A 15,235-nucleotide genomic window follows, 5' to 3' on the forward strand; every position below is an offset into this window, starting at 1 on the left:
GGTTCGCGTCATGAGCGCGCGTGGCGGGTTAAATTCACTTGAGGTAACGCCGGTGGGGTGTCCGACGATAGGGGCCAGGGGCAACCGATCGCTCCCGCCGACCAGCCGAGAGATTCAGCGTGCTCATACGACTTCTACGGACCTTCCTCAGGCCGTACAGGAGACCCATTGTCCTCCTGGTGCTGCTGCAGTTCCTGCAGACCTGCGCCACGCTCTACCTGCCCACCCTCAACGCCGACATCATCGACGACGGTGTCGTCAAGGGGGACACCGGTTACATCCTGTCCGCCGGTGCCCTGATGATCGGCATCTCGCTGACCCAGGTCGTCTGCAACATCGGTGCCGTGTACTACGGCGCCCGGACCGCCGCGGCCCTGGGACGGGACGTGCGGGGTGCCGTGTTCGACCGGGTGCAGTCGTTCTCCGCGCGTGAGCTCGGTCACTTCGGCGCGCCCTCGCTGATCACCCGTACGACGAACGACGTCCAGCAGGTGCAGATGCTGGTGCTGATGTCGTTCACCCTGATGGTGTCGGCGCCGATCATGTGTGTGGGCGGCATCGTGATGGCGCTCGGTCTGGACGTGCCGCTGTCCGGGGTGCTGGTGGCGGTGGTGCCGGTGCTGGGGATCTGCGTGACGCTGATCGTGCGGCGGCTGCGTCCGCTGTTCCGGGCCATGCAGGAGCGGCTCGACACGGTGAACCGGGTGCTGCGCGAGCAGATCACCGGCAACCGGGTGATCCGGGCGTTCGTCCGGGACGCGTACGAGCAGCGGCGGTTCGAGAAGGCCAACGCCGAGCTGACCGAGGTGTCGCTGGGCGCCGGCAATCTGCTGGCGCTGATGTTCCCCGTGGTGATGACGGTGGTGAACCTGTCGTCGATCGCGGTGGTGTGGTTCGGTGCGCACCGGATCGACAGCGGCGGGATGCAGATCGGTGATCTGACCGCGTTCCTCGCCTATCTGATGCAGATCGTCATGTCGGTGATGATGGCCACCTTCATGTTCATGATGGTGCCGCGGGCCGAGGTGTGCGCGGAGCGCGTCCAGGAGGTGCTGGACACCTCCTCGAGCGTGGTGCCGCCCGCCGCGCCCGTCACCGAGCTGCGCCGGCACGGTCATCTGGAGATCCGGGGCGGCGGCTTCTCCTATCCGGGGGCCGAGGAGCCGGTGCTGAGGTCGGTCGACCTGGTGGCCCGTCCCGGTGAGGTCACCGCCGTCATCGGTTCGACCGGCAGCGGCAAGTCCACCCTGCTCGGGCTGGTCCCCCGCCTGTTCGACGCGACCGAGGGCGAGGTGCTGGTGGACGGCGTGCCCGTCGCGGACCTCGACCCGGCGCTGCTGGCGAGGACGGTGGGGATGGTGCCGCAGAAGCCGTACCTGTTCGCGGGGACGGTGGCGACCAACCTGCGGTACGGCGATCCGGACGCCACCGACGCGGAGCTGTGGCACGCGCTGGAGGTGGCGCAGGCCAAGGAGTTCGTCGAGCGGCTGGAGGGCGGGCTCGACGCGCCCATCGCGCAGGGCGGGACCAATGTGTCCGGCGGTCAGCGCCAGCGCCTGGCGATCGCGCGGACGCTGGTGCGGCGCCCGGAGATCTACCTCTTCGACGACTCCTTCTCCGCGCTCGACTACGCCACCGACGCGGCGCTGCGCGCGGCGCTGGCCGAGGAGACCGCCGAGGCGACGGTGGTGATCGTCGCCCAGCGGGTGGCGACCATCCGGGACGCCGACCGGATCGTGGTCCTGGACGAGGGCCGGATCGTCGGCACCGGACGGCATCACGAACTGATGGCGGACAACGAGACCTACCGGGAGATCGTGCTCTCCCAGCTGACGGAAGCGGAGGCCGCCTGATGGCGGGAGCAGCGCGGATGATGGCCGGGGGCGGCCCCGACCAGCAGTCGCTGAACTTCAAGGAGTCGGGCAGACGGCTCGTCGCCCGGTTCAAGCCGGAACGCCTGACCCTCTGGGTGCTGCTGGCCTGCACGGTGCTGAGCGTGGGCCTCAGCGTGGTCGGGCCGAAGATCCTCGGCCGGGCCACCGACCTGGTCTTCGAGGGCGTCGTCGGACGGGACATGCCGTCCGGGGCCACCAAGGAGCAGGTGCTCGACGCGATGCGGGCGCGCGGCGAGGGCGATGTCGCCGACATGCTCCGCGGCACCGACTTCACCCCGGGCCACGGCATCGACTTCACCGCCGTGGGCGGTGTCCTCGGGCTCGCGCTGGCGGTGTTCGGGGTCGCCGGTCTGCTGATGGCGGTGGCGACGCGGCTGGTGAACGGGGCCGTGAACCGCACCATGTACCGGATGCGCGAGGACGTGCAGACGAAGCTGTCGCGGCTGCCGCTGTCGTACTTCGACAAGCGGCAGCGCGGTGAGGTGCTGAGCCGGGCGACCAACGACATCGACAACCTCGGGCAGACGCTCCAGCAGACGATGGGCCAGCTGATCAACTCGCTGCTGACCATCGTCGGCGTGCTGGCGATGATGTTCTACGTCTCCTGGATCCTCGCGCTGGTCGCGCTGATCACCGTGCCGCTGTCGTTCGTGGTCGCCACCCGCGTGGGCAAGCGGTCGCAGCCGCACTTCGTGCAGCAGTGGCGTACGACCGGAACGCTCAACGCGCACATCGAGGAGATGTACACCGGGCACACCCTGGTGAAGGTGTTCGGGCGGCAGGAGGAGTCGGCGAAGCAGTTCGCCGAGCAGAACGACGCGCTGTACGAGGCCGGTTTCAAGGCGCAGTTCAACAGCGGCGTCATGCAGCCGCTGATGCTCTTCGTGTCGAACCTCAACTACGTGCTGGTGGCGGTCGTCGGCGGGCTGCGGGTCGCGTCGGGTTCGCTGTCCATCGGTGACGTGCAGGCGTTCATCCAGTACTCGCGGCAGTTCTCGATGCCGCTGACGCAGGTCGCCTCGATGGCGAACCTGGTGCAGTCGGGTGTCGCGTCGGCCGAGCGGGTCTTCGAACTGCTCGACGCCGAGGAGCAGTCGGCCGACGTCTCGCCGGCCGAGAGGCCGGCCGAGCTGCGCGGGCGGGTGGCGCTGGAGCGCGTGGCGTTCCGCTACGACCCCGAGAAACCGCTGATCGAGGACCTGTCGCTGACGGTCGAGCCGGGGCACACGGTGGCCATCGTCGGCCCGACCGGCGCCGGCAAGACGACGCTGGTCAACCTGCTGATGCGGTTCTACGAGGTGTCCGGCGGGCGCATCACGCTCGACGGCGTCGACATAGCGCGCATGTCCCGGGACGAACTGCGCGCCGGGATCGGCATGGTGCTCCAGGACACCTGGCTGTTCGGCGGCACCATCGCGGAGAACATCGCCTACGGGGCCGCGCGCGAGGTCACCCGCGGCGAGATCGAGGAGGCGGCGCGGGCGGCCCACGCCGACCGGTTCATCCGTACCCTGCCCCACGGGTACGACACGGTGCTCGCTGACGACGGTGCCGAGGGCGCCGAGGGCAGTGGGGTCAGCGCGGGTGAGAAGCAGCTCATCACCATCGCGCGGGCGTTCCTGTCCGATCCGGTGATCCTGGTGTTGGACGAGGCGACGAGTTCCGTGGACACGCGTACCGAGGTGCTGATCCAGAAGGCGATGGCCAAACTGGCGCACGGGCGTACGTCGTTCGTCATCGCGCACCGGCTCTCCACGATCCGGGACGCGGACACGATCCTCGTCATGGAGAACGGCGCGATCGTGGAGCAGGGCTCGCATCAGGAGCTGCTGGCCGCCGGCGGGGCGTACGCCCGGCTGTACAAGGCCCAGTTCGCGGAGGCGGTCGCGGAGGTCGACTGATTTCCTTCGCCCCCGCCGCCCCTTCCCGTCCCCGGGGGCTGCGCCCCCAGACCCCTTCGGCCTGAACGGCCTCGTCCTCAAACGCCGGACGGGCTGGAATCAGCCCCTCCGGCGTTTGAGGAGCGGGGGTCCGGGGGCTGCGCCCCCGGGACGGGACGGGAAGGGGCGGCGGGGGCGAGGAAAGTCAGTCCAGGTAGCCGCGCAGCTGGTCGGCGAAGGCGTGGTCGCGGAGCTTGCTCAGGGTCTTGGACTCGATCTGGCGTATGCGTTCCCGCGTCACGCCGAAGATGCGCCCTATCTCCTCCAGCGTGCGCGGACGCCCGTCGACCAGTCCGTACCGCAGCTGGACGACCTTGCGCTCCCGCTCCCCCAGCGTCGACAGGACCGCCTCCAGGTGCTCCTTGAGCAGCAGGAACGCGGCCGACTCGACGGGGCTCGTGGCGTCGCCGTCCTCGATGAGGTCACCGAGGGCCACATCGTCCTCCTCGCCCACCGGGGCGTGCAGGGAGACCGGTTCCTGGGCGAGCCGCAGCACCTCGCCGACCCGCTCGGGGGTCAGGTCGAGGTGGTCGGCGACCTCGTTCGCGGTCGGCTCGTAGCCGCGCTCCTGCAGCATGCGCCGCTGGACGCGGACGACGCGGTTGATGAGCTCGACGACGTGCACGGGGACACGGATGGTGCGGGCCTGGTCGGCCAGCGCGCGGGACATGGCCTGGCGGATCCACCAGGTGGCGTAGGTGGAGAACTTGTAGCCGCGCGCGTAGTCGAACTTCTCCACGGCCCGGATCAGGCCGAGGTTGCCCTCCTGCACCAGGTCCAGCATGGTCAGTCCGCGGCCCACGTACCGTTTGGCGACGGAGACGACGAGCCGCAGATTGGCCTCGATCAGCCGCCGCTTGGCCATCCGGCCCATGACGACGAGCCGGTCCAGGTCGAGGGCGAGCCTGCTGTCCAGGTCGGGGGTGCGGCGCAGCTTCTCCTCGGCGAACAGCCCGGCCTCGACACGGCGGGCGAGTTCGACCTCCTCGGCCGCGGTGAGCAGGGGGATGCGGCCGATCTCCCGCAGGTACTGGCGGAACAGGTCCGAGGAGGGGCTGCCGGACTCGGCTCGCGCCGGCGGCGGGGCCGGCTCGACGTGCTCGGCCGGTCCGAGCACCGCGGACGGCGGTTCGGGCTCCGTCTCGGGATGGTGCGCGGCGCGGCTCTGCGCGGGCATGGCCACCAGGACATCCGCCTCCGGCCGCGCGCCGACCGTGCTCGTGTCGGTCTGGGTGGGGCTCTGGATCTGGGTCTGCACGGGGGGCGACCTCCAGGATGATCGCTGCCGGGGAGGACGGCAGCGGTACTTCGGGAGCGGAGTCGGCGGCCTCGCCGCTGTCCGTCCCGTACGCGATGAGCGGGGCCGCGGGGGTCCCGGACCCGTCGAGGACGGATCGGCCGCGCTCCGAGGACTCAGGCACCGCACCCCAGTGTGGGGTACGACACATCGTCCCCACGAGGGGCGTGCGATGACTTTTTGCGTCCGCGCGGTGACCCGGCGGTCACATCCCGCCCAGGGCCTGTCCGGCGGATCAGGTCGCAGGGAATCGACGGTGCCCTGTCGGCGCGGGTGAGCGGGGGCGATGAGGGTCCCTCCCGCGCGAGCGCAGCCGAGCGTGGGGGAGCCGTGCAGCTGCAAGGCGGAGGAGGGAGTCGACGCGGAGCGGTGGGGGTCCCTTCCCGCTCGAGCGAAGCCGAGAGTGCGAGAGTGCGAGAGTGCGAGAGTGGGGGAGCGTGACGACAACGCCGCTGGGGGTCCCCCTGCTCGAAGGGCTTGGGGGAGGGCGTGCCGGCCCCCCGCGTCTGCGGCAGGATCCGCCGGACAGGCCCTAGAGGGCCGCCGCGCCGTGTTCGCGCAGGGACTGGTCGTACTGCTGGAGGACCCACAGCTCGTTCTGCACGGAGGCCAGTTCGGCGGGGTCGCCCTGGGAGGCGAGGCGGGTCAGCCGGCCGGTGATCTCGCGGACGCGGCGCTCGACGGCACGGCGGCGGACGGTGACCAGCTGGGCGCCCGCGTAGTTCTCGTCGACCTCCTTGACGCCCCGGTGCAGCATGATCGCCTCGACGGCGAGTTCGGTGACCATGGCGCGGACGGTGTCGTCGGGGGCCGCGTCGCGGACCCGGATCAGGTACTCCTGCGGGTCCTGGGCGCCGTACTCCGCGCCGCCCGCCTCCAGGACGGCCTGGCGCACGGCCGCGTAGGCCGGGGCGGTGAACTCGTCGACGCCGTAGGCGTCGAAGGCCGGGGAGACCAGCGCGGGGTGCTGGAGGGCGAGCTTGAGCAGTTCCCGTTCGGTGGCGAAGACGGGGTTGCGGAGGTTGAGGGCGGGGCCCCGCGGGAGTGCGGGGGCCGGATCGGAGGCGTACTGCTGCGGGCCGCCGCCGCGCTGCCGCCGGTCGGGGGCGGGGCCCTTGCCGCCGCGGTCGCGGGCCCAGCGGGCGAGCTGCGCCACCCGCTTGACCACGAACTGGGTGTCGAGGATGCCGAGCATGCCGGCGAGCTGGACGGCGACCTCGTGCTGGGCGCCGCTGTTCTTGATGCGGGCGACGACCGGGGCCGCCTCGTCGAGGGCGGCGGCGCGGCCGGCCGGGGTGTCCAGGTCGTAGCGGCTCACGATGTGGCGGAGCGCGAACTCGAAGAGCGGGGTGCGGGGTTCGGCGAGGTCGGCGACCGCGTCGTCGCCCTTGGCGAGGCGCAGGTCGCAGGGGTCCATGCCGTCGGGTGCGATGGCGATGTAGGTCTCGGCGGCGAACTTCTGGTCGTCCTCGAAGGCGCGCAGGGCCGCCTTCTGGCCGGCCGCGTCACCGTCGAAGGTGAAGATCACCCGGGCCGAGCCGTTGTCCATCAGCAGCCGGCGCAGGATCTTGATGTGGTCGTTGCCGAAGGCGGTGCCGCAGGTCGCGATGGCGGTGGTGACACCGGCGAGGTGGCAGGCCATGACGTCGGTGTAGCCCTCGACGACGACCGCGCGGGACGACTTCGCGATGTCCTTCTTCGCCAGGTCGATGCCGTACAGCACCTGGGACTTCTTGTAGATCGCCGTCTCGGGGGTGTTGAGGTACTTGGGGCCGTTGTCCGTCTCGTACAGCTTGCGGGCGCCGAAGCCGACGACCTCGCCGCCGATGTCGCGGATGGGCCACATCAGCCGGCCGCGGAAGCGGTCGATGGGGCCGCGGCGGCCCTCCTGGGACAGGCCGGAGAGCAGCAGCTCCTTGTCGGTGAAGCCCTTGCCGCGCAGGAAGCGGGTGAGGTGGTCCCAGCCCTGGGGGCTGTAGCCGACGGAGAAGTGCCGGGCGGCCTCCTGGTCGAAGCCCCGCTCGGCGAGGAAGGCGCGGCCGGTGTCCGCCTCGGGGGAGGTCGCGAGCTGCTCCATGTACCAGTCGGCGGCGATCCGGTGGGCCTCGACCAGGCGGATGCGCTCGCCGCGCTGGTGGGCCGGGTTGTACCCGCCCTCCTCGTAGCGCAGGGTGATGCCGGCCTGGGCGGCCAGGCGCTCGACCGCCTCGGAGAAGGAGAGGTGGTCGACCTTCATCACGAACGTGATGGTGTCGCCGCCCTCCTGGCAGCCGAAGCAGTGGAAGAGTCCCTTGCTCGGGCTCACCTGGAAGGACGGCGACTTCTCGTCGTGGAACGGGCACAGGCCCTTGAGGTTGCCGCCGCCGGCGCCGCGCAGCTGGAGGTACTCGGACACCACGGCGTCGATCGGGACCGCGTCCCGTACCGCCTTCACGTCCTCGTCGTTGATCCGTCCAGCCACGCTGGAAGTCTACGGTGGTCCGCCGGGAGCCGGATCCGAGGCGTCCGCCCCGGTCAGGGGGCGAGGCTTTCCAGCGGGACGTGCGGGTCGGCCAGGGCGTCCGTGTCCACCGGGGTCCCGGAGCGGATCAGCCGCTGGATCGGGTCCGTGACGTCCCACACGTTGACGTTCATCCCGGCCAGCACCCTGCCCTCCTTGATCCAGAACGCGATGAACTCCCGCTTGCCCGAGTCGCCCCGGATCACGACCTGGTCGTAGGAGCCCGCCGGCGCCCAGCCGGAGTACTCCATCCCCAGGTCGTACTGGTCGCTGAAGAAGTACGGCACCCTGTCGTAGGCGACCTCCCGGCCGAGCATGGCGCGGGCCGCGGCCGGGCCGCCGTTGAGGGCGTTGGCCCAGTGCTCGACGCGCATCCGGGTGCCGAACAGGGCGTGCGGGAAGGAGACGACGTCACCGGCCGCGTGGATGTCCGGGTCGGAGGTGCGCAGCCGCTCGTCGACCAGGATCCCGCCGCCGTCCGCGCGGTCGGCGATCTCCAGGCCCGCCGCCTGGGCGAGGCCGGTGCGCGGGGCGGCGCCGATCGCCGCGAGGACGGCGTGCGCCGGGTGCTCCTCGCCGTCGTCGGTGCGGGCGGCGAGGACCATGCCGTCCTGCCCGGTGATCTCGGTGAGGGTGGCGCCGAAGTGGAAGCGGACGCCGTGGTCTCTGTGCAGGTCGGCGAAGAGCTGGCCGAGTTCGGGGCCGAGGACCGAGTGCAGCGGGGTCTGCCCCCGGTGTACGACGGTGACCTCCGCGCCGTACTCGCGGGCCGCCGCCGCGACCTCCAGGCCGATCCAGCCGCCGCCGGCGATCACCAGGTGGCCGTTGTCACGGCCGAGGGAGGCCAGGACGCCCTTGAGGCGTTCGGCGTGCGCGAGGCGGCGCAGGTGGTGGACGCCGGCCAGGCCCGTGCCCGGGATGTCCAGGCGGCGCGGCTCGGCACCGTTGGCCAGCAGCAGCTTGTCGTAGCGGACGGTGGTGCCGTCCTCGCCGAAGCGGACGGTCTTCGCGGCGCGGTCGACGGCGTCGACGGTCTGGCCGAGGTGCAGCTCGACGTCGTGGCGCGCGTACCAGGCGGGCTCGTGCACGAAGACGCTGTCGCGTTCCTCCTTGCCGAGGAGGTAGCCCTTGGACAGGGGCGGCCGCTCGTACGGGTGGTCACGTTCGTCGCAGATCAGCAGGACACGGCCGGTGAAGCCCTCCGTTCGCAGCGTTTCGGCCGCTTTCGCGCCGGCCAGTCCGCCTCCGACGATGACGAATGTCTGATCCGCGTCGACCACGTGATGCCTCCTCTTCAGGGTGCCGCCACCTGTGAGCGTCCCGCACACCGGGTGGTGCGGGAAGGGGGAGTGACCCGATCAGGCCACGGACGGTCACCTTCGGGCTCCTCCTCAACCCTGCCCCGTCAGACGGGTGTGAAGCGAGCGGGCCGAGGCGTCGGTGAGGGACGCGATCTGGTCGACGATCACCCGTTTGCGGGCACGGTCGTCCGGGGCCTGCGCGAACAGCGTGCGGAACTGCGGGTCCAGGCCGTCGGGGGCGCGGGCGGTGAGCGCCTCGGCCAGTTCGACGACGACGATCCGCTGGTCGGCGCGGAGCAGTTCCTGCTCGGTGCGCTGCATGACGTACCGGTCGGCGACCGCCTTGAGGACGGCGCACTCCAGGCGGGTCTCCCTGGGGACGACGAGTTCGGCCCCGTAGCGGGTGAGGCGGCCGCTGCCGAACCTCTGCCGGGTGGCGCCCTCGGCGGCGAGGCAGAAGCGGCCGATGAGCTGGCTGGTGGCGTCCTTGAGGCGGGCCTGGGCGACCGCGGTGCCGTCGTAGCCGTGCGGCCACCACTCCTGGGCGAGGAGCCGGTCGAGCGCTTCGGCGAGTTCCGCCGGGTCGGTGCCGGAGTCGGTGTAGCGGCCGACGGCGACGGCGAAGACCGCCTGCCGCTCGGGCTCGGCGTGCAGCAGGTTGGGGTCGATGTGGCCGGCGTGCAGGCCGTCCTCCACGTCGTGCACCGAGTAGGCCACGTCGTCGGCCCAGTCCATGACCTGGGCCTCGAAGCAGACGCGGCCCTCGGGGGCGTCCTCGCGGATCCAGTCGAAGACGGGGCGGTCGTCCTCGTAGACGCCGAACTTCGGGGAGGCCGGGTCGGTGGGGTGACCCCCTCGGGGCCAGGGGTACTTGGTGGCGGCGTCGAGGGCGGCGCGGGTGAGGTTGAGGCCGACGGAACCTTCGGGGGTGAACCGTTTGGGTTCGATGCGGGTGAGGAGGCGGAGCGACTGGGCGTTGCCCTCGAAGCCGCCGCAGTCCTCGGCGAACTCGTTCAGCGCCTGTTCGCCGTTGTGGCCGAAGGGCGGGTGGCCCAGGTCGTGGGAGAGGCAGGCGGCCTCCACGAGGTCCGGGTCGCAGCCGAGGGCGGCACCGAGCTCCCGGCCCACCTGGGCGCACTCGAGGGAGTGGGTGAGGCGGGTGCGGGGGCTGGCGTCCCAGACCGGGCTGGCCGCTCCGGGGGTGACGACCTGGGTCTTGCCGGCCAGGCGGCGCAGGGCCGCGGAGTGCAGCACGCGTGCGCGGTCGCGCTGGAAGGCGGTGCGCCCGGGGCGCTTGTCGGGTTCGGCGGCCCAGCGGGCGACCGCGGCCGGGGCGTAGCCGGGGGGCGGGGTGTGGTTCCGCCGCTCCTGCGCCATCTCCTGCGTCTGTTCCTGCGCTGCGGGGTCGGTGGGGACGGGGGTGCCGGTGCCTGCCATGTTTCGACACTACGGCCACGCGGTGACAGCGGGCACGACGGCCCGGGTACGCCCGTACGGCGTCGGGCAGCCGGGGCAGGCTCGTCGGCGCGGGGGCGGGGGCCGTCCGGGCCTGGTCCAGCAGTGGAGGAGAAGGGCCGTGGCACGGCCCGCGCACGGTGTGAGCCCGTTCGAGCCGCTGCCCCCTCTCCTTCTCCCCCGTCCACCGTGAAGCCGATCACAGGGCGCGGCTGAACCGGAGGGCGTGCCGACGCGTCTCCCAGGTCAAGGACCGACCGGGGAGGGTGCCCGTCCGATGCTTCACCTGTTGCGCCGCGTGCGGACCCGCGGGTTCCGCCGACCGCGCCTGCCGCGCACCCGTACCGGTCGGCGGCGGCTGGTGCAGGCGGGGATGGCGGCGTGCGTCCTGGCGCTGCTGCCGGCGACGTGGATGCACCTGGCGGCGGACGGCCGCCTGCGCACCACCGCCGACGTGCCCCGCACGGACGTCGCCGTGGTCTTCGGCGCGGGGCTGTGGGACGGGGAGCCGTCGCCGTATCTCGCGCGCCGGCTGAACGCGGCGGCCGAGCTGTACCGGACGGGCCGGATCGAGGTGGTCCTGGTCACCGGCGACAACGGCCGTGAGGAGTACGACGAGCCGGACGCGATGCGCGCCTATCTGACCCGGCACGGCGTGCCCGACACGCGGATCGTCAGCGACTACGCGGGCTTCGACACCTGGGACTCCTGTGTCCGCGCGAAGAAGATCTTCGGTGTGGACCGGGCCGTGCTGATCAGCCAGGGCTTCCACATCCGCCGCGCGGTCACGCTGTGCCGGGCGGCCGGAGTCTCCTCGTACGGCGTCGGCGTCGACGACCGGCACGACCTCACCTGGTACTACGGGGGCGTCCGGGAGATCTTCGCCGCGGGCAAGGCGGCGGGGGACGCAGCGTTCCGCCCGGACCCGCACTTCCTCGGACCGAGGGAACCGGGGGTGGAGCGGGCACTTGCGGACATCCGCACATCGGAAGCCGCGGGATGACCGGGCCGCGCATACCTCGGCATGCTCACCTCTTGGCGGACACGACACGGATCACGGTCACCCTCCCGACCGAGCAGGTCACCGAGCTGAGGAAGCTCACCGACGACGTCTCCGGCTACGTCGCCGAAGCGGTGGCCCGCCAGTTGCGGCACCAGTCGCTCGGCGCCGACCTGCTGCGCCATCAGGAAGAGTACGGAGCCTTCACCGAGGAGGAGCTGGCCGAGGCCCGCTCCCGGATCTTTGGCCCGACGGGGGACGCCGGAAGTTCGGCGAGTGCCGCGTGAACGGTCACGTCGGGACCGTCGTCCTGGACTCCCAGGGTCTCTCCGCCTGGATCGCGGAGGATCGCAAGGTCCTCGCGATGCTCCAGGTGTTCCACTCCATGGGTTCCGAGATCGTCGTCGGGGCCAACACCATCGTGGAGGTCAGCCACGCGCGTGTGAATCTGCCCCGGCTGCGGTGGGTGCTGTCCCGCGTCAAGGTGGAGGCGGTGACCGAGACGGCGGCGCAGAGGACCGCGGAACTGCTCAAGGCCGCAGGCCTGCTCGGCCACAAGTACGCGATCGACGCGACCGTCGCGGAGATGGCGCTGCGCCAACCGGGGCCGGTGGCCCTACTGACATCCGACCTCGACGACATGTCCCGTCTGTGCGGCGGCCGTATCCAGCTCGTCGGTGTCTGAGCGGACGCCCCCGCGCCCCGGCTTCACCGCGCTCCCCCGGCCCGGGGGAGGTCGCCGTACCCGGTGTGCAACCGGGGGCGGTGCGGGGCGTAACACGGGGGGCGCAGGCTGGGCGGTGTGGAGAGTTCCGGGACGCCCGCGCACTGCCCGTACTGCGCTCTGCAGTGCGGGGTGAATCTGGTGCCCGGTGCGGACGGGGCCGTCGAGGTGCGGGAGCGGGCGGACTTTCCGGTGAACCGGGGGGCGCTGTGCGGGAAGGGGCGTACGGCCCCCGCTGTGCTGTCGTCGAGCGTGCGGCTGACCTCGCCGCTGGTGCCGGTCCGAGAGGGGTGCGCTGGTGCCGGCCTCCTGGGAGGAGGCGCTGGACCGGATCGCCGAGGGGCTGGGGCGGACGCGTGCGGAGCACGGCGCCGACGCCGTCGCGGTGTTCGGCGGGGGCGGGCGGTGGCATCGGGGCGGATCACCACCGCGATCCGCCCCGACACCGTGTTCATGCCGTTCCACTGGGCCGGCGAGGGCCGCGCCAACACCCTCACCCACCCCGCCCTGGACCCGACCTCGCGGATGCCGGAGTCCAAGGTGTGCGCGGTACGGGCGGAGGCGGTGCCGCCGTGAGCGGGTCACCCGTTCACAGGCGCGCGGTGCGCCCTTCGGCTTCTTTCCCCGGACGGGGCCGCCGTACGTCGGTGACCTGCCGGAACGGGAGGCGGGCAGGTCCCGGCCGGGCGGGCCCGACACCCGTTCACCCCATTCCTGACTTTCCTTCAGGAAGCGCGCCGTGCCCGGTGGTACTTACCTCGGACAGGCAGGGACGCGACTGACGGCGGCACATGGGGGTGCTGCGGGCGTGATTCCTGCGTGAGCCCGAGGGAGCATCGATGCGAGGTATCGCCCGGTTGCTGACCTGTCTGCCCGGTGTGGCCGGCCTGCCCGGTGCAGCCGGTCTGGCCGGTCTGGTCGGCCTCGCGCTCGCTCTGGCCGCCGTGGGGCTGCTCGTCGCCCCCGCCGGGTACGCCGGGGAGGCGGACGCCACCCCGGCGGGGCACTACCGCGGCACGACGTCCGGGAACCTGGAGGTGTATCCGTCCTCGGTCGTGGCCGGCGCGCAGGTGACGGTGAACACCGCGGCGTGCGGGGACCGCGACACGGTCGCGGGGGACGCCACCGCCGTGGGCGCCGGCCGTTTCACCCTGGCGCCGAGCGCGCGCGAGCGGGGCTCGATCGGCCAGTTCCGGGTGCCGCCCGGCGCGCAGCCGGGGACGTACGAGATCGTCGCGAAATGCTCCGCCGGCGGGCAGCGGGTGACCGGCGACCTGGTGGTCAGACTGACGTCCGCGGCCCAACAGGTGCATCCGCAAGGAAGTGTGAAGACGGGGGTCGGCAGTGCCCTGGGCCCCGACCCCGTACAGACCGCGGCCGGCGTGGCAGCGCTCGCCGTCGCCGCCGCGGGCGGTACCTGGCTCCTGCATCGCCGGGCGAGAGGCGACGGGATCTGACGGGCACCCTCCGCTGCCCGTCCGCCGGTACCGCATGTCCCCTCCCCCTCCGGGTCCGACGCCCCTCGCGGCCCGGAGGGGGGCACGGGGCCGACTCCGAAGAGGTCAGTCCACGATGCGCAGCAGGTTCGGCCGGGCGGGCGGCCCGAGCAGCACGGCCATAGCCTCCGTGAGCGTGTTCGCCCTGTGCTGCGGGCTGTGGCTGTTGAGCGACGCGGCCGGGGCGCCCGCCCCGCCCCAGCCGTCCGCCACCCAGGCCCACTCCGGGCGCGTCGGTCCCGTCACCGGCCGCCCCGCCGCGCTGCCGCCCTCCCCTCCGGGCAGGGTCCGCATCCCGGCGATCGACGTGGACGCGCCGCTGACGGGCCTCTCACTGACCGGCACCGGCAGCCTCGACGTGCCGCCGCCCGAGCGGAAGAACCTGGCCGGCTGGTACGAGGCCGGCACCACGCCCGGCGAGAGGGGCACCGCGATCGTCGCGGGCCATGTCGACAACGCCGACGGCCCCGCCGTCTTCTACTCCCTGGGCGCCCTGCGCAAGGGCAGCACCGTCGAGGTGGACCGGCTGGACGGCCGCACCGCCGTGTTCACGGTGCACGCCGTGGAGGCGTACGACGCGCGGGACTTCCCCGACGAGCAGGTCTACGGGGCGGCGAAACGGCCCGAACTGCGGATCATCACCTGCGGCGGCGGCTGGTCACGCACCACCGGCTACCGGGGCAACGTCGTCGTCTACGCCCATCTGACGGGCAGTCGCAGCCGCTGACGCACGCCGGGGCGCGACGCGCGTGGTCCCCCTCCGAAGCTCCGCGGCCCGCCGCCCGCGGCCTCAGGCCAGCCACTGTTCGTACGCCATGTTCGCCACCAGGGCGAAGACGACCGTCAGCAGGACGACGCGGACGAAGCCGCTGCCCTTCTTCAGGGCCGTGTGGGCGCCGAGCGTGCCGCCCGCGAGGTTGAACACGGCCATCAGGGCCGCCAGCTGCCACAGCACCGCGCCCTGCCAGGCGAACATCGCCAGCGCGCCGGCGTTGGTGCAGCAGTTGACGATCTTCGCGGTGGCGGAGGCGGTGACGAGGTCGAGGTGGAGCAGCGCGGTGAGCGCCAGGACGAGGAACGTACCGGTGCCGGGGCCGATGAGACCGTCGTAGAAGCCGATGCCCAGGCCGCCGAAGCCGATCGCGGCGAGGACGCGGCGGCGCGAGACCGGGCCGGGCGCGGGCGCGGTGCCGAAGGACGGACGGAGGATGACGAAGGCGGCCACGGCGAGCAGCACCACCATGATCACCGGTTTGAGGACCTCGGTGCTCATCCCGGCGGCGAGGAAGGCTCCGCCCGACGACCCGGCGAGGGCGGCGAGACCGATGCGTACGGCGGTGCGGACGTCCACCGGGGCCTTGCGTGCGTAGGTGATCGCCGCGCCCGTGGTGCCGACGATGGCGACCGCCTTGTTGGTGCCCAGCGCGTGCGCGGCCGGGGTACCGGCGGGCAGGCCCAGCAGCAGGGCCGGCAGGAGCAGCAGTCCGCCGCCGCCGACCACGGCGTCGATCCAGCCGGCGGCGAGCGCCGCGAGGCAGAGGAGAATGACGGTGGTCAGCGAGATGTCGGGCATGGCCGTGACCCTATGGACCGGATAGTTGTGCCGTCCATCGAGATGAGCGTTTCC

At 72.2% G+C, this 15,235-nt stretch carries 12 protein-coding genes and 2 pseudogenes; 9 read left to right on the top strand and 5 right to left on the bottom strand.

Annotated features, from left to right (window positions below; all coding sequences use genetic code 11):
* The first annotated feature begins 119 nt into the window (after positions 1-119).
* Together ACVW19_RS10265 and ACVW19_RS10270 are read left to right on the top strand one after the other, a co-directional pair.
* The gene (locus ACVW19_RS10265) at positions 120-1,853 is read left to right on the top strand and encodes an ABC transporter ATP-binding protein (protein WP_457458582.1); all 1,734 of its coding nucleotides are present in this window, start codon (positions 120-122) and stop codon (positions 1,851-1,853) included.
* Positions 1,853-3,796 carry an ABC transporter ATP-binding protein gene (locus ACVW19_RS10270; protein ID WP_457458584.1) on the top strand — a complete coding sequence of 648 codons (1,944 nt, stop codon included), beginning with the start codon at positions 1,853-1,855 and terminating at the stop codon, positions 3,794-3,796. Before ACVW19_RS10265 ends, ACVW19_RS10270 begins: the two co-directional genes overlap by 1 nt.
* A gap of 184 nt (positions 3,797-3,980) precedes the next feature.
* Here ACVW19_RS10270 and ACVW19_RS10275 read toward each other — a convergent pair.
* The 4 genes and pseudogenes from ACVW19_RS10275 to ACVW19_RS10290 all read right to left on the bottom strand — a co-directional run bounded on the left by ACVW19_RS10275 (position 3,981) and on the right by ACVW19_RS10290 (position 10,310).
* Positions 3,981-5,256: pseudogene (locus tag ACVW19_RS10275) on the bottom strand (sigma-70 family RNA polymerase sigma factor).
* 408 nt (positions 5,257-5,664) lie between these two features.
* Positions 5,665-7,593 (bottom strand): DNA primase, encoded by a 1,929-nt coding sequence (dnaG, locus tag ACVW19_RS10280; RefSeq protein ID WP_457458586.1) that lies wholly within the window; start codon positions 7,591-7,593, stop codon positions 5,665-5,667.
* 53 nt (positions 7,594-7,646) lie between these two features.
* Positions 7,647-8,912 (bottom strand): NAD(P)/FAD-dependent oxidoreductase, encoded by a 1,266-nt coding sequence (locus ACVW19_RS10285; RefSeq protein WP_457458588.1) that lies wholly within the window; start codon positions 8,910-8,912, stop codon positions 7,647-7,649.
* A 111-nt stretch (positions 8,913-9,023) separates the two neighbouring features.
* A complete protein-coding gene (locus ACVW19_RS10290) occupies positions 9,024-10,310 on the bottom strand; it encodes a deoxyguanosinetriphosphate triphosphohydrolase (protein WP_457464530.1) in 1,287 nt (428 codons plus the stop codon).
* A gap of 355 nt (positions 10,311-10,665) precedes the next feature.
* On the opposite strand from ACVW19_RS10290, the gene ACVW19_RS10295 reads away from it, so the two are divergent.
* From ACVW19_RS10295 to ACVW19_RS10325, 7 genes and pseudogenes are all read left to right on the top strand, one after another.
* Positions 10,666-11,391 (top strand): SanA/YdcF family protein, encoded by a 726-nt coding sequence (locus ACVW19_RS10295; RefSeq protein WP_457458589.1) that lies wholly within the window; start codon positions 10,666-10,668, stop codon positions 11,389-11,391.
* 32 nt (positions 11,392-11,423) lie between these two features.
* Positions 11,424-11,675: a hypothetical protein gene (locus ACVW19_RS10300; protein WP_457458591.1), complete on the top strand. Its 252-nt coding sequence runs from the start codon at positions 11,424-11,426 to the stop codon at positions 11,673-11,675.
* Positions 11,672-12,073, top strand: a complete 402-nt coding sequence (locus ACVW19_RS10305) for a DNA-binding protein (protein WP_457458593.1) — start codon at positions 11,672-11,674, stop codon at positions 12,071-12,073. Before ACVW19_RS10300 ends, ACVW19_RS10305 begins: the two co-directional genes overlap by 4 nt.
* A 117-nt stretch (positions 12,074-12,190) precedes the next feature.
* A pseudogene (locus ACVW19_RS10310) lies at positions 12,191-12,515 on the top strand (molybdopterin-dependent oxidoreductase); the annotation flags it as partial.
* 2 nt (positions 12,516-12,517) lie between these two features.
* Positions 12,518-12,688, top strand: coding sequence for a molybdopterin dinucleotide binding domain-containing protein (locus ACVW19_RS10315; protein WP_457458594.1), 171 nt, complete (start codon positions 12,518-12,520; stop codon positions 12,686-12,688).
* A gap of 263 nt (positions 12,689-12,951) precedes the next feature.
* A complete protein-coding gene (locus tag ACVW19_RS10320) occupies positions 12,952-13,569 on the top strand; it encodes a hypothetical protein (RefSeq protein WP_457458596.1) in 618 nt (205 codons plus the stop codon).
* 115 nt (positions 13,570-13,684) lie between these two features.
* Positions 13,685-14,335: a class F sortase gene (locus ACVW19_RS10325; protein ID WP_457458598.1), complete on the top strand. Its 651-nt coding sequence runs from the start codon at positions 13,685-13,687 to the stop codon at positions 14,333-14,335.
* Positions 14,336-14,398: 63 nt separating this feature from the next.
* Here the strand turns inward: ACVW19_RS10325 and ACVW19_RS10330 are convergent, their stop codons facing one another.
* On the bottom strand, positions 14,399-15,181 hold the full coding sequence (locus tag ACVW19_RS10330) for a sulfite exporter TauE/SafE family protein (RefSeq protein WP_457458600.1): 783 nt from the start codon (positions 15,179-15,181) through the stop codon (positions 14,399-14,401).
* Positions 15,182-15,235 lie beyond the last annotated feature (54 nt).

Source organism: Streptomyces sp. TE5632, assembly GCF_054061295.1.

Bases quoted from the DNA above. Each gene is read 5' to 3' on its own strand.
- ACVW19_RS10295 (WP_457458589.1), top strand. From the start codon at position 10,666: ATGCTTCACCTGTTGCGCCGCGTGCGGACCCGCGGGTTCCGCCGACCG.
- ACVW19_RS10325 (WP_457458598.1), top strand. From the start codon at position 13,685: ATGCGCAGCAGGTTCGGCCGGGCGGGCGGCCCGAGCAGCACGGCCATA.
- ACVW19_RS10330 (WP_457458600.1), bottom strand. From the start codon at position 15,181: ATGCCCGACATCTCGCTGACCACCGTCATTCTCCTCTGCCTCGCGGCG.
- ACVW19_RS10290 (WP_457464530.1), bottom strand. From the start codon at position 10,310: ATGGCGCAGGAGCGGCGGAACCACACCCCGCCCCCCGGCTACGCCCCG.
- ACVW19_RS10270 (WP_457458584.1), top strand. From the start codon at position 1,853: ATGGCGGGAGCAGCGCGGATGATGGCCGGGGGCGGCCCCGACCAGCAG.
- ACVW19_RS10320 (WP_457458596.1), top strand. From the start codon at position 12,952: ATGCGAGGTATCGCCCGGTTGCTGACCTGTCTGCCCGGTGTGGCCGGC.